The 14,618-nt window shown below is 42.9% G+C and carries 14 protein-coding genes; 5 read left to right on the plus strand and 9 right to left on the minus strand.

Features of this window, described 5'->3' with window-relative positions:
- Positions 1 to 210: 210 nt before the first annotated feature.
- The 6 genes from EO130_RS11540 to EO130_RS11565 form a co-directional block, all read right to left on the minus strand.
- Positions 211 to 2,430, minus strand: coding sequence for an NADP-dependent isocitrate dehydrogenase (locus tag EO130_RS11540; RefSeq protein ID WP_127141657.1), 2,220 nt, complete (start codon positions 2,428 to 2,430; stop codon positions 211 to 213).
- 620 nt (positions 2,431 to 3,050) lie between these two features.
- Positions 3,051 to 3,401 carry a 50S ribosomal protein L19 gene (gene rplS / locus EO130_RS11545; RefSeq protein ID WP_127142081.1) on the minus strand — a complete coding sequence of 117 codons (351 nt, stop codon included), beginning with the start codon at positions 3,399 to 3,401 and terminating at the stop codon, positions 3,051 to 3,053.
- 116 nt (positions 3,402 to 3,517) lie between these two features.
- Positions 3,518 to 4,204 carry a tRNA (guanosine(37)-N1)-methyltransferase TrmD gene (gene trmD, locus EO130_RS11550; RefSeq protein WP_127141658.1) on the minus strand — a complete coding sequence of 229 codons (687 nt, stop codon included), beginning with the start codon at positions 4,202 to 4,204 and terminating at the stop codon, positions 3,518 to 3,520.
- 97 nt (positions 4,205 to 4,301) lie between these two features.
- A complete protein-coding gene (locus EO130_RS11555) occupies positions 4,302 to 4,901 on the minus strand; it encodes a tRNA (guanine-N1)-methyltransferase (RefSeq protein ID WP_127141659.1) in 600 nt (199 codons plus the stop codon).
- Between the two features lie 108 nt (positions 4,902 to 5,009).
- Positions 5,010 to 6,458 carry a glyceraldehyde-3-phosphate dehydrogenase gene (locus EO130_RS11560; RefSeq protein ID WP_127141660.1) on the minus strand — a complete coding sequence of 483 codons (1,449 nt, stop codon included), beginning with the start codon at positions 6,456 to 6,458 and terminating at the stop codon, positions 5,010 to 5,012.
- Between the two features lie 130 nt (positions 6,459 to 6,588).
- On the minus strand, positions 6,589 to 7,986 hold the full coding sequence (locus EO130_RS11565; RefSeq protein WP_127141661.1) for a S1C family serine protease: 1,398 nt from the start codon (positions 7,984 to 7,986) through the stop codon (positions 6,589 to 6,591).
- 134 nt (positions 7,987 to 8,120) lie between these two features.
- Between EO130_RS11565 and dapF the strand changes: the two genes are divergently transcribed.
- The 4 genes from dapF (at position 8,121) to EO130_RS11585 (ending at position 11,262) form a co-directional block, all read left to right on the plus strand.
- Entirely contained in the window at positions 8,121 to 8,903 is a 783-nt protein-coding gene (gene dapF / locus EO130_RS11570) for a diaminopimelate epimerase (protein ID WP_127141662.1), read from the plus strand.
- Positions 8,891 to 9,424 (plus strand): GNAT family N-acetyltransferase, encoded by a 534-nt coding sequence (locus EO130_RS11575; RefSeq protein WP_127141663.1) that lies wholly within the window; start codon positions 8,891 to 8,893, stop codon positions 9,422 to 9,424. The genes dapF and EO130_RS11575 overlap by 13 nt, the downstream gene beginning before the upstream one ends.
- The gene (gene mltG, locus EO130_RS11580) at positions 9,414 to 10,457 is read left to right on the plus strand and encodes an endolytic transglycosylase MltG (RefSeq protein ID WP_127141664.1); all 1,044 of its coding nucleotides are present in this window, start codon (positions 9,414 to 9,416) and stop codon (positions 10,455 to 10,457) included. Before EO130_RS11575 ends, mltG begins: the two co-directional genes overlap by 11 nt.
- A gap of 160 nt (positions 10,458 to 10,617) precedes the next feature.
- Positions 10,618 to 11,262, plus strand: coding sequence for a lysozyme family protein (locus tag EO130_RS11585; protein ID WP_127141665.1), 645 nt, complete (start codon positions 10,618 to 10,620; stop codon positions 11,260 to 11,262).
- A gap of 48 nt (positions 11,263 to 11,310) precedes the next feature.
- Here EO130_RS11585 and EO130_RS11590 read toward each other — a convergent pair whose 3' ends face one another.
- From EO130_RS11590 to dnaA, 3 genes are read right to left on the minus strand one after another with little or no spacing between them, the layout of a single operon-like run.
- Entirely contained in the window at positions 11,311 to 12,039 is a 729-nt protein-coding gene (locus EO130_RS11590) for an SAM-dependent methyltransferase (RefSeq protein WP_127141666.1), read from the minus strand.
- 4 nt (positions 12,040 to 12,043) lie between these two features.
- Entirely contained in the window at positions 12,044 to 12,496 is a 453-nt protein-coding gene (locus EO130_RS11595; protein WP_127141667.1) for a low molecular weight protein-tyrosine-phosphatase, read from the minus strand.
- Between the two features lie 20 nt (positions 12,497 to 12,516).
- Complete coding sequence (gene dnaA, locus EO130_RS11600) at positions 12,517 to 13,941, minus strand: chromosomal replication initiator protein DnaA (RefSeq protein WP_127141668.1); 1,425 nt, start codon at positions 13,939 to 13,941, stop codon at positions 12,517 to 12,519.
- 202 nt (positions 13,942 to 14,143) lie between these two features.
- Here dnaA and EO130_RS11605 point away from each other — a divergent pair, with 202 nt between their 5' ends.
- Positions 14,144 to 14,542, plus strand: a complete 399-nt coding sequence (locus tag EO130_RS11605) for an acyl-CoA thioesterase (RefSeq protein ID WP_127141669.1) — start codon at positions 14,144 to 14,146, stop codon at positions 14,540 to 14,542.
- Positions 14,543 to 14,618: the final 76 nt, after the last annotated feature.

Below are 14,618 nucleotides of genomic sequence, written 5' to 3' on the forward strand. Positions count from 1 at the left end.
GAAAAGAAAATGGGAAACCAACGATATTTTAACATTTTGGTCCAGGAACAACAATAGGCCATCTAAAAAGCGGTAATATTTGAACTTTGTCAGGTTGAGCGCAGTCGAAACCCATTGATTTTCAAAATGTCCTAAGTTCTCGACTGCGCTCGAACCGACAGGCAAACTGCTTTTTAGACGACCTAAAGAATTGTAGTTATGTTATTTTACCTACCCAATCGAGCTCAAAATCTGGTTCAAAGTTGCACTGGGACGCATGGCATTCGCTGCTTTTTCTGGGTTTGGAAGGTAATACCCTCCGATATCCACGGGCGAACCTTGGGCATTGATCAGTTCTTGGGCGATTTTCTGCTCGTTGGTGGACATGGCTTTGTACACCTTGGAGAATATCGCTTTTAATTCTTGATCTTTGTCTTGTTTGGCCAATTGTTCTGCCCAATACAAAGCAAGATAAAAATGGCTTCCTCGGGTATCTAGCTCATTCACTTTTCGTGATGGCGATTTATCTTGGTTCAGGAATTCCTCGGTAGCTTTATCCAAGGCTTCTGATAATACCAATGCTTTGTTGTTATTGTTCTTTTCCCCAAAAAATTCCAAGGAAACGGCCAACGCCAAGAACTCTCCCAAAGAATCCCATCGCAAATGACCTTCTTCCAAAAATTGTTCTACGTGTTTTGGGGCAGAACCTCCAGCACCGGTCTCAAACAATCCACCACCATTCATCAATGGAACAATGGACAACATTTTGGCACTGGTTCCCACTTCCAAAATAGGGAAAAGATCGGTCAAATAATCCCGCAATACGTTGCCGGAAACGGAAATGGTGTCTTTTCCTTCTTTCATGCGCTTCAAAGTGAACTTGGTCGCTTCGATAGGGGATAGAATTCGGATATCCAATCCATCGGTATCATGATCTTTTAGATATTGGTTCACCTTTTTGATCAATTCAGCATCGTGGGCCCTTTCTGCATCCAGCCAAAACACAGCAGGAACGTTGGTGGCCCTAGCTCGGGAAACGGCCAATTTCACCCAATCCTGAACGGGCGCATCCTTCACTTGGCACATTCTCCATATATCGCCTGCTTCCACCTTGTGCTCAATCAAGGTTTTTCCAGTTGCATCTACCACTCTTGCGGTTCCGGCGGTCTGGATTTCAAAGGTTTTGTCATGCGAACCATATTCTTCGGCCTTTTGGGCCATCAAACCTACGTTGGGCACTGTCCCCATGGTAGTGGGGTCGAAGGCACCGTGCTCCTTGCAGAAATCAATGGTCGCTTGGTAAACGCCAGAGTAGCTGCTATCAGGAATGATTGCCTTGGTATCTTGAAGTTCTCCATTTTTGTCCCACATTTTACCTGAATTTCGAATCATGGCGGGCATGGAAGCGTCAATGATTACATCGCTTGGTACGTGAAGATTGGTAATTCCCTTGTCAGAATTCACCATGGCCAAATCAGGTCCATTTTCGATACTGGCTTTAATGGCTGCTTCAATTTCTTTGTGCTGGTCTTCGGGCAGTTCCCCAATTTTGTCCAGTAAAGTTTCCAATCCATTATTTGGGTTGATGCCCAACTTTTGGAAGGTATCTCCATAGGTTTTGAACAATTCGGAGAAGTATACCTCCAAAGCATGACCAAAAATGATGGGGTCGGAGACCTTCATCATAGTGGCTTTAAAGTGGAGTGATAACAATAGGTTGTTTTCCCTTGCATCTGCGATTTCCTTGGTCAAGAAGTCTACCAATGCTTTTTTGCTCATCACAGTGGCATCGATGACTTCACCTTTTAGAAGGGAAATTTTGTCCTTGAGTATGGTAGTGTTTCCTTGGTTATCCACCAACTCAATGCGAACATCCCCGGCGCTTTCCATGGTCAATGACTTTTCATTGGATTTAAAGTCTCCATGTGACATGGTAGCGACATGGGTCTTGGAATCGGATGACCATTTGCCCATGGTATGTGGATGTGCCTTGGCGTAATTTTTTACGGCTTTCGGTGCCCTACGGTCCGAGTTTCCTTCTCGCAGTACTGGGTTTACGGCACTACCTTTAACTTTGTCGTATTTAGTTTTGATGGCCTTTTCCTCATCCGTTTTGGGTTCGTCTGGGTAGTCGGGTAGCGGGTAGCCTTTGGCTTGTAGTTCTTCGATGGCTTCCTTCAACTGAGGGATGGAGGCGCTAATATTGGGCAGTTTGATAATATTGGCCTCTGGGGTCTTGGCAAGTTCTCCCAAAATGGACAAATCGTCCGGAACTTGTTGTTCCTCGGTCAATAATTCCGGAAACATGGCTGCAATTCTACCGGCCAAAGAGATGTCCTTGGTCTCCACGGAAATAGCAGCAGTTTCGGTAAAGGATTTTACAATGGGTAAGAAGGATAATGTCGCTAAGGCAGGAGCCTCATCTGTTTTGGTATAATAAAGTTTAGCCATTTATATGTATTTGTTTGAGCGGTTGCAAATATACAATTTATGGACGGTGAAGGAAGAATGGAAGTGATTAAAAGTGTGGGCTTTTGCTGCGAATTTGTTAAAAAACAAAAGCCATTTCCTTGTTTTTACCAAGGAGATGGCTTTCAGATAGGACTCAGGAAATGTTTGGTGGTACCAAACTACAATCATTTCGAATGCACCTTTGCCCTTTCGACGTTTGCTTTGCTATGCTCTTAATTTTTCAACTAATCTACATTCTGCAAAGTAGTATACTGTGATTTCCTAGACTTTATCAAAATGGAAAATTGCTCTTCCATTCGCACATAAAATTCTATTTCTCATTAGTGTTCGCCAAAGCGTTTCCTAAATCGAAAATCCTTTGTGTGATCAGTAGTGTTACCAATTCAAAGGATATCCACAGTTTTAAAGAACGTCAACTTTAAATCGATATAATAATGAGGGTATCAGTATTATATCTTTTACTAAAGTAGTTTGGAAAATTGATTCTGGCAATTTTTTAAGCCATTAAAAATCAACACGATATGAACCGATGTTATTAACAATTGTTCATAAAAAAAGCACCCGGTTTCGGGTGCTTTTTCTTGTAATGTGGGATGAAACTATCCCTTAACTTCTTTAATACGGGCCTTTTTACCGGTAAGACCTCTAAAGTAGAAGATTCTTGATCTACGTACTTTACCTTTTTTGTTTACTTCAATTCTTTGCAAAGCAGGCATGTTTAAAGGGAAAATTCTTTCCACTCCAACGGTACCGGACATTTTGCGAATGGTGAAAGTCTCGGTGGCACCGCTACCTCTTCTTTGTATTACCACGCCCTTGAAGAACTGGGTACGTGTTTTTTCACCTTCCTTGATTTCGTAATAAACAGTGATGGTATCACCAGCTGAAAATTTTGGAAATTCTTTTTTTGGAACAAATTCGTCTTCAACAAATTTTACTAAGGATTCCATTTTTGTCTTTTTAATTGTTTGTGTCAAGATCAACTTTCACGGATTTCGTCAGAGGTTGATTTTGAGATTGCAAAAGTAATGCAATATTTAGAAATAGCAAGTGGTTTTTTTACTTTTCAGTCGCCCTCATTTTCCAATAAGTCGGGCCTTCTTTCACGGGTACGCTCCAAGGCCTGCTGTTCGCGCCATTTTTCGATTTTGGGAAAGTTGCCGCTCAACAATATTTGGGGCACTTCCCTTCCCTTATACTCTGCTGGACGTGTGTATACTGGAGGTGCCAATAAATTGTCCTGAAACGTATCGGTCAGGGCAGAGGTTTCATCGTTCAACACACCCGGAAGCAAACGGATGACGGCATCGCACAGGATGGCCGCAGCCAATTCTCCTCCAGATAGCACATAATCACCAATCGAAATCTCTCGGGTTACAAACATATCCCTCACCCGCTGGTCCACTCCCTTGTAATGTCCGCAAAGCACAATAATATTTCCTTTCATGGAAATCTCATTGGCCATGCCTTGGTTTAGGGTCTTTCCATCAGGGGTCATATAAATGACTTCGTCATAGTCCCGCTGTGCTTTGAGTTCGGAAATGCACTTGTCGATAGGTTCCACCATCATTACCATACCGGCCCCGCCTCCAAATGGGTAGTCGTCCACTTGCTTGTAGTTTCCCGAGGCATAGTCCCTCAAATTATGAAGATGCACCTCTACCAATCCTTTTTCAATGGCCCGCTTTAGTATGGAGGCTTCAAAAGGACTTTGTAAAAGTTCGGGAAGTACAGTGATGATGTCAATCCGCATGGATCTTGTTGATGAATGTTATTGTGCCGCAAAAGTAATCAAACCTATTGTAAAAAAGGCCAAAAAGGAAAAGGCTCCCATTTGGGAGCCTTTTTACCTATTTTTTCTGCTTGTTCAGCTCATCCTGCAGCTGTCTGCTGATTTTCTGTTCGCGCTCCAAGGCCCGTCGCCTATGGTTCTGATATTCCTCCTCCAAGTCGGCAAGGGCAGATTTGGCCTGCTGCGTCAAGAAATTACTGTTCCTGAACCGGTAGATAAAGAACAACAGAAGCAACAACAGCCCAAAAATGATGGACCACAGTATAAAGTTGTATGTTCCTTTGCTGACCATGGCTCCAAAAAATGAAATACTGTCCTTTTCTTCGGTGACGGCATTCAATTTATTGGTGGTTTCCTGCAACTTGGCATTCAAATCTTCGATTTCTGCATCATTGGCTGTAATGGTAGCCGATAAGTCCTTGATGGTTTTATTGGCCGTTTCTATGGAATCAAAGATGTTGTTCTTTGTTTTATAGAGGTCGGATAGCTTAATGACTTCGTACTGGATACCGTTGGCACGATAGTTTCCTGACTTACTTTCCAATTCCTCAAATTGTCCTCGTAAGGTATTGTCCTGCGCTGCATCTTCTTCCTGTGCCTGTATGGACAAGGCGGGAATAAATATGAGTAGGGCGAATAAAATGCGTAAATGCTTCATGTTCAATTATGTTCTCGTGTTAAATTTAGATTAAGGGCGGGACGAAATTACGTCAATAAACCAAATTTAAAAAACTGAAAGCCGGTTCTTTGAACAATTCGTACCTTCTTAATAGTAGGTATAACGCCTAACTTTGGCGATATATTTCGCCAATCGGATAACTTGATGGGAATATCCGTACTCATTGTCATACCAAATGTAAAGTACGATATTTTTCCCATCGGGCGCCACAATGGTCGCCTTGCTATCATAAATGGATGGCGCTGTGGTTCCTACAATGTCCGAAGATACCAGTTCATTGCTCAACGCATATTTGATCTGTTCCACCAAATCACCTTCGAGTGCATATTTTTTTAAAATGGTGTCCACGCCTTCTTTGGAGGTTTTGTTTTTCACCTCTAGGTTAAGAATGGCCAACGATCCATTGGGTACGGGAACCCGAATCGCATTGGAAGTCAATTTTCCCTTTAGGGAAGGGAGTGCTTTGGCTACTGCCGTGCCCGCACCAGTTTCTGTAATGACCATGTTGAGCGCGGCCGCACGGCCCCTGCGGTATTTGCTGTGCATATTGTCCACCAGATTTTGGTCGTTGGTGTAGGCATGGATGGTCTCCAAATGTCCCTTTTTGATACCCAAGGAATCCTCAATTACCTTGAGGATCGGTGTAATGGCATTGGTAGTGCAGGAGGCTGCCGAATAAATATTCGTCTTGTCAGGGTCAAAATCTTTGTGATTTACCCCGTGCACAATATTGGGGACCTCTTTACCGGGAGCTGTTAGCAATACTTTGTTTGCCCCTTTGGATTTTAAATGACGGGAAAGGGCTGTTTTGTCCCTAAAGGCACCGGTATTGTCAATGATCAATGCATTGCTGATGCCATGTTTGGTGTAATCGATATCTTCGGGTTGATTGGCGCTGATGATTTTCACCGTAGTACCATTGATGATCAATGCCTGTTTATTTTCGTCCACATCCACGGTTCCAGTAAAGGGGCCGTGCACAGAATCGGTTTTGAGGAGTGCTGCCCGTTTTTCCAGCATTTCCCTGTTCAGCTCGCCGCGGACCACAATGGCCCGTAAGCGTAACTGGCTGCCGCGTCCGGTTTTGGCCATAAGTTCACGTGCCACCAATCGGCCAATACGCCCAAATCCGTAGAGTACCACATCTTTGGGTTTTATGGCCTTGGAGGATTGCGCATCCTTCAGCTTATCGATTACAAAAGCCTTTACATTGAGGTGGGCATTCTGGCTGGAGTTGTACTCATAGGTCAATTTGCCAATATCCAGCTTGGCAGGAGGGAGGTTAAGGTCGTTAATGGCCCTTAATATTTCTACAGAATCAAAAATGGACATCGGTTTTTGAACAAATTCACCGGCATATTCGTGCAGGTTGATGATGTCGCTTACATTTTTATCGATAATCTGATTTTTGAACAATACCACTTCAATAGCCTTGTCGTACCACAGGTCGCTAATGATTTTGATGAATTCAGTGGTTGCTTTTCGCCTATCTGCTTGAAAGGCTAGTTCTTTTTCGTAGGAAGAAATGTCACTCATGGAAAATGGTTGCGGTTGTACTGTTTGTGTATTTTCGGCAAAAATAGATATTTCAAACGTTTTCGTAAAAGCATTAGACATAAAAAAAGCGTCCTTTTAAAAAGACGCTTTTAAGTGTTTTATTGGCACTTTATTGAAGGATCATGTGTTCCTTTTCACCATTCTGGTTGATCATGGTGAAACTGGTGCGTCCATATCGGGAAATCTCTCCAAAATATTTTTTGGCATCCTCAATATCGTTGACCTTGTTTCCATCAACCTCTACAATGATTTTATCTTTTAAGTCATACCTTTCATAACCTTGTGGAACATCGGTAATCTTTACACCTTTGGACACCCCGAATTTTTTGATGTCTTCCTTGCTCAAGTTTTTTACCCTAAAGGCGGTAGCTGGAAGAATAACGCTGTTTTGTTTTTTCAGCGTCACATTTTTGACCAAACTCTTGCCATCTCGGTCCAAAGTGACCTGCACTACGTCCCCAGGCCTTTTGGCGGAAAGATACCCGGTAAGTTCGGAGAATTTTTGGATTTCGATATTATCTATCTTTTTGATGACATCGCCTTCCATCAAACCGGCATCTGCGGCACCGGATTCTTCCTCCACGCCGGCAATGTAAACTCCTTCCAATTGGTCAAGGCCCATTTCAATGGCGGCAGGTGAATTCGTATTGGCGGCAGAAATACCCAGAAGTCCTTTTTGTACATTTCCAAATTCCATAATGTCTTCTACCACTTTCTTCGCAATATTGCTGGGTACTGCAAAGGCATAGCCAACATATGAACCAGTTTGGGATGTAATGGCCGTATTGATTCCGATAAGGTCACCATTGGTGTTCACCAAGGCACCGCCACTGTTTCCGGGATTCACTGCAGCATCTGTTTGGATAAAAGACTGGGTTCGTCTTGGTGAGAGCGATCTGGCTTTGGCGCTAACGATACCAGCAGTTACGGTAGATGTCAAATTAAAAGGGTTACCTACAGCTAATACCCATTCCCCAATTTTGGTATTGTCGGAATCTCCAAAGGCCAAATACGGGAGTGCATCTTCCGCATCGATTTTTAAGAGGGCAATATCGGAATCAGCATCTGTTCCTATCACCTCTGCCTCATACGTTTTGTTATTGTTCAAGGTGACTTCCAACTGACTTGAGTTGGCAATCACGTGGTTGTTGGTCACGATATATCCATCCGGTGAAATGATAACACCTGAACCTGTACCCACTTGCGGGGTTTGTTGGCGTTCATATCCATAAAAGAACTCTGCAATACTGGAAGGTCCTCTACTTAGGGTCATATTTTTAACGTGTACCACAGAATTCACAGTTTTCTCGGCCGCTAACGTAAAATCAACCTCATTAATTCCAGCTCCCCTGGCCGAGGTATCCAAATTACTGGTGGTTACCAATGGTGTTTCCTGTTCCGAAGTGACCCATTTGTAGCTTTCCTTCTCAAAAAATAATTTGTAAGCTCCCAGTGTAATGGCTCCCGCAAATACGGAGACTAGGAATAAACTCGCTATTTTCTTCATAATTCAATAATTATTTAACATTTAGCTCAATCAAAATTAAAAGTTTTCAATTCTCGGTCAGGTTGGTTTAACGCTGTTTTAACTACAAAAAAAACCTTAAAGAATCCCATATATTTGTTCCTTTGTAGCTGCTTATGGAACTATCCTTTTTTAAATACCAAGGAACTGGGAACGATTTTGTAATTATTGACAATCGTCAATCTGTATTCGACAAAAACAATACCAAGCTTGTGGCGGCGCTTTGCGACCGAAGATTTGGCATAGGTGCGGATGGTTTGATCCTGTTGGAAAATGACAAGATGTCGGATTTCAAGATGGTTTATTACAACTCAGACGGCGCGGAAAGTAGTATGTGTGGCAATGGAGGCCGTTGTTTGGTCGCTTTTGCCTATTTTTTGGGCGTTATCGACAAAGAAACCACTTTCAATGCGGTGGATGGTTTGCACTATGCAACCATTGAAGGGGATATTGTGAACTTAAAAATGATGGATGTGGACAAAATCCACGAAAAACCAAACCACAGTTTTCTGGATACCGGTTCCCCGCACCATGTGCAATTGGTGACAGCGTTGGACAAGTTCGATGTACAAAAAGAGGGCAAAAAACTCCGCTACGGCATTTATGGTGAGTCCGGAAGCAATATCAACTTTGTGGAACAGACCAAAGACAATGCTTTTGATGTAAGGACCTATGAAAGAGGAGTGGAAGGGGAGACCTTTTCCTGTGGAACCGGTGTAACTGCGGTGGCCTTGGCCATGCACGAATCGGGTAAGACGGCGGCCAACGAAGTGCACATTCATACCATTGGAGGCGATTTAACCATTTCCTTTGAGAAAAAGGACGGTAAGTACAGGAATATTTTTTTAAAAGGACCCGCCATTCAGGTGTTTAAAGGAACCATAGAATGCTCAATCTAAAAGGAAAACAAGTTTATTTGAGGGCGCTGGAATCCACGGACCTCGATTTCCTGTACCAATTGGAAAACGACACCTCCGTTTGGGAGTTGAGCGGTACCCTAAAGCCCTATTCCAAAAAGGTATTGCAGTTGTATTTGGACAATGCGCATAGGGATATTTACGAAGTAAAGCAATTGCGCCTGTGCATCAGTAATCTTCAAGATCAGTGTATAGGGTTGATTGATTTGTTCGATTTTGACCCTAAACATCGTCGTGCAGGTATAGGAATTATCATTGTGGAACCTGGGGACCGAAATAAAGGTGCCGGGGCCGAAGCCTTATCGCTTTTGTGCAGCTATGCCTTTTCCACTTTGGATTTACATCAACTGTATGCCAATATTTTGGAGGATAATGCGGCGAGTCTTCACCTATTCGAAAAAATGGGTTTTGAGAAGATAGGAATCAAAAAAGAATGGATCAGGACCAGTGAAGGGTTCAAGAACGAAATAATGTATCAAAAGATCAATAGGAATGAATCTTAAAAAAGTACTTTGGGCCACGGCCATTCTTGGGTTGTTGATATGTGGTTTTATCGCTTATCAGATTTACAACGCCATTTTCAGCCCCAACACCCAATTCAATAACGAAGAAGCGTATGTGTATATCGCTTCCGACGCTACCTTTCCCGAAGTCAAATCATCATTGGAGCCCTTGTTGAAGGATTTGTCCACTTTTGAAGCTGTTGCCAAGCGCAAAGGGTACACGGCAAACATTAAGGCGGGAAAGTATGCCATTCAAAAAGGGATGAACAACAACGAAATCATCAATACGCTGCGGAGCAGAAACCTTCCGGTGCAGGTATCGTTCAACAACCAAGAGTCACTCGCATCTTTGGCAGGAAGGATTGCCGAACAGATCGAGGCAGATAGCCTTTCCTTGCTCCAAACGCTTAATGACCCTGATTTTTTGGCATCGACCAAGTTTGATGAGGACACCAAACTGGCCATGTACATTCCCAACACCTATGAATTCTTTTGGAATACCAAGGCAAATGGTTTTAGGGACCGGATGAAAGCCGAATACGACCGTTTTTGGAACGAAGAACGTTTACAAAAAGCAAAAAAACTGGGTCTGACTCCAAATGAGGTGACCTCTTTGGCCGCCATTGTGCAAAAGGAAACGGCCAAAGTGGATGAGCGACCAAGAGTGGCAGGGGTTTACCTTAATAGAATACGAAGGGGAATGCTGCTTCAGGCCGACCCAACGGTGATTTATGCCATCAAAAAGGAAACAGGAAATTACGACACCATTATAAAAAGAGTGCTGTTCCGCGATTTGGAAATGGATTCTCCCTACAATACCTATAAATACGCAGGGATTCCACCAGGGCCGATTACCATGCCGGACATTAGCTCCATTGATGCAGTTTTGAACCCAGAAAAGCACGATTACCTCTATTTTGTAGCCGACGTTTCCAACTTTGGATACCACCTATTTGCCAAAACTTTGGCGCAACACAACCGAAATAAGGTGCAATACACCCGATGGCTCAACCAACAAAAGGTGATGCGATAGTGCTCTTTACCGTTGATTTTCATCACTTTAACGGATTTTAGGGTCGATTTAAGAAATCTTTATGAGCTTTAGGGTACCCATTAACTTATACCAACCTATCTTTGCCGGCCAAATTGATTTTTGATACGTATATAGTATTGAGATCACAAATATGAAAATTATGAAAAGATGGATAGGTTTTGTTCTACATCTTGCCATGATCGTAGTTTTGACAAGTTTTGGTTCTTACACTGTAATGAAAAAAGGGGATGTTGAAGTTCCCGACTCATTAAAAGTAACGACCAATTTGGAATTTTTTGCACCGCAAGATTCCATCACACTTCTTGACGAGGACGAGGTAACCCCTCCTTTTCTGGGTAAAGCTTTTAATGGCTTTAAGGAAGCACTAGCTTTTAAAGAATCCCAGGGCAAATATCATAGCGTAAACACATTGGGTTATTTGGGAAAATACCAGTTTGGTAGCAGCACCCTGAATTTGATGGGAGTTTATGATATGGATGAGTTCCTGGGCAACGCAGAGCTTCAGGAAAGGGCTTTTGCCGCCAATATTGCCCGTAACAAATGGATTTTGAGACGAGATATTAAACGCTTTAATGGAAAAACCATTGGTGGTATCAAGGTCACGGAATCTGGGATTTTGGCAGCGGCTCATTTGGCCGGGGCAGGCAACGTCAAAAAGTATCTACGATCGTATGGACAGAATGATGTAACTGATGCTTACGGAAGTAGTATCTCGTATTATTTGAAGAAATTTGCAGGATACGATATTTCCAACATCAAGCAACAGAAAAATGCCAAAGTATAATCGGCAATGTAAAACAACTAAAGAGGCCTCGAAATTCGGGGCCTTTTTTTATGCCTGAATAATATAGATGGTGGGTCTTTTGTCCAAATCCAGCTCTATTTCGCTCCACTCGTGCACACTCTTGGTAGAAATGAACTCTTTAGGCAGTGTAATATCTGAAGCAATGCACAACCGTGTCGATTTTTGTAAAGTACGCAAAAGCTCCTTGAGCAATTTGTTGTTGCGGTAAGGGGTTTCCATAAAAATTTGGGATTGCCCTTGGTCACGGGACACACGTTCCAAATTTTTCACCATTTTTTTACGTTCGGTGTTGTCGATGGGCAAATACCCATTAAAAGCAAAGTTCTGACCGTTCATGCCGCTGCTCATCATCGCCATTAAAATGGACGAAGGACCCACTAAGGGTACTACCTTAATTCGTCTTTCATGGGCTATCCGAATCACATCGGCACCAGGATCGGCTATGCCAGGGCATCCAGCTTCTGAAATGATGCCCACATCAAATCCATGGATGCAAGGGTCTAGGAACGAGGGAATCTCTTCGGGATTGGTGTACTTGTTCAACGATTGCAGGTGAAGCTCTGGTTGGGATTTACTCGGACTTACACGCTTGATGAAACGTCTGGCCGTCTTTTCGTTCTCCACAATATAATGGTCAATCCGCTCGATGGTTCCCTTGACCGATATGGGCAACACCTCCAAAGGGGCATTATCGCCCAAGGTTGTGGGTATCAAATAGACTTTGCCCATGACCAAACCTGGTTTTTCTGCTTCCATAGGTTTAATTTAGTTTTTTCGCAATTGCCTCACAAGCTTGATCGACCATTTGGTAGACATTTTCAAAGCCATCATCGCCGCCATAGTAGGGGTCGGGCACTTCTTGCAAACCCAAATCCACCTCGCTCAGCAAGAGTTTTACCTTTTGGGCTTCTTGCGCATTGTTGGCTAAGTTGGCCACATCCGAGAAATTGCTTCGGTCCATCACATAAATAAGGTCGAATTCCAAAAAATCCAATCTGGAAAACTTTCTACAACGTTGATTGCTGATGTCCAAACCATATTTTCGGGCAACAGCAATGGAGCGTTTATCTGGGGGATTGCCAATATGGTACCCTGCTGTTCCTGCAGAATCCACAACTACTTTGTCCGAATCCACCTTGGAACGTAAAATACCTTCAGCCAATGGTGACCTGCAAATGTTTCCTAAGCAGACCATCAAGACTTTGGTTTTCATAAACTAGGGTTGTAAAAATTCTAGGAGAACTTTTTGTTCAAATCGTCGATGTACTTTCTGAACTGTTTGTCGGTTTCGGCAAGATTGTCCACCGTTTTGCAGGCGTGGAGCACGGTGGCATGGTCACGCTTCCCGATTTGGGAGCCAATACTGGCCAGTGAGGCTTTGGTAAACTTTTTGGCGAAGAACATGGCCAATTGTCTGGCCTGTACTATATGACGCTTTCGGGTTTTGGACTGCAGCGTCTCCACATCCATTTCAAAGTAATCGGAAACCACTTTTTGGATATAGTCGATGGACACTTCACGTTTGGTATTCTTTACGAATTTCTCTACCACTTGTTGTGCCAATTCCAAAGTCACCTCGCGCTTGTTAAAAGAGGATTGGGCGATCAAGGAAATGATGGCTCCCTCAAGCTCACGGATATTGGTCTTGATGTTTTTGGCCACGTGATCGATGATATCGTCCGGCATTTCCACACCATCCCTGTATAATTTGTTCTTCAGGATAGATACCCGGGTCTCATAATCCGGGCTTTGCAATTCTGCCGATAACCCCCATTTGAAACGGGACAACAAACGCTGTTCTATGTCCTGCATGTCCACAGGTGCCTTGTCCGATGTCAAAATGACCTGTTTGCCATTTTGGTGCAAGTGATTGAAAATATGAAAGAACACATCTTGGGTTCCTGATTTACCGGACAGAAATTGTACATCATCGATGATAAGTACATCAATCAACTGGTAAAAATGGATAAAATCGTTTCGAGTGTTCTTTTTTACAGACTCTATATATTGTTGGGTGAATTTCTCCGCCGAAATATAGAGTACTGTCTTTTCTGGGTATTTATCCTTGATTTCCACCCCAATGGCATGCGCCAAGTGGGTCTTTCCCAAACCTACGCCACCAAAAACCAATAAAGGGTTAAAGGATGTTCCTCCAGGTTTATTGGCCACGGCCATACCTGCCGACCGTGCCAAGCGATTGGAATCACCTTCCAGGAAATTGTCAAAATTGTAGTTGGGATTTAATTGGGACTCTATTTTAATGTTTCGAATCCCTGGTATCACAAATGGATTTTTAAGCTCTGGACTTTTCGAGGTAATCGGTACGTCCAATTCCTGGGGTCCCACTGCGGTACGGTTGGAACTCGGAATTTGTTCCGTAAAAGGTTCCTTGTTGCCGTACTTGTTTTCCATTTTTATAACGTAGATAAGCTTTGCGTTGGACCCCAATTCACGGGTGAGGGCCACTTTCAACAGCTTTACATAATGTTCTTCGAGCCATTCGTAGAAAAACTTACTGGGTACTTGAATACTGAGCGCCTTATCGGTCAGCTTCATCGGTTTGATAGGCTCAAACCATGTTTTGAATGCCTGCGGTTGGATGTTATCTTGGATAAAAGCCAAACAGTTGTTCCATACGGAATTAGCAGTAGCACTCATAGAAGTTTTTCCTTGTTTTAATGGTTAGCTTTAATACTTAAGAGCAAGCACCTAAAGGATTGCAAGATGCTCATTGGATGCGACAAATATGTGAACAAATCTTTTAAAAAAAAAATCAAATTGTCATTGAATGTATTGTTTTTTTTTCGCATGTTACCCTCAAAATAAGCAAGCCTCTAAATATATAATTTTTAAGCTAAAAATGGGTCTAAATTCATATTCTTTTCGGGTTCGATATGCGGAAACCGACCAAATGGGGGTTGTTTATCATGGTAACTACGCACAGTATTTTGAACTGGGCCGAGTAGAGTGGTTAAGAGCCATGGGAATCACTTACAAAAGCATGGAAGATAACGGTATTATGTTGCCCGTAATTTCTTTACATATTGACTACAAGAAATCTGCGCTCTACGATGACCTATTAACGGTGCGAACCCAACTTAATTCCAAGCCCCTGGTGAAAATAGCATTCGATTATGAGCTTGTGAACGAGGCAGGGGAATTATTGGCCACTGCTCATACAGTTTTGGCCTTTATGGATAAAAACACGGGCAGGCCCGTTAAATGTCCTGATTATATTCTTGAAAAGTTGGAGGATTGATTTTTTTTGGAGACAGGAGACTTTTTCTTATATCTTTTAAAGAAGCGATTCTGAATCTAACAGCGGAGCGATCTTG

The organism is Flagellimonas marinaquae, from assembly GCF_003992675.1.
GTDB classification, from domain to species: Bacteria; Bacteroidota; Bacteroidia; order Flavobacteriales; family Flavobacteriaceae; genus Flagellimonas; species Flagellimonas marinaquae.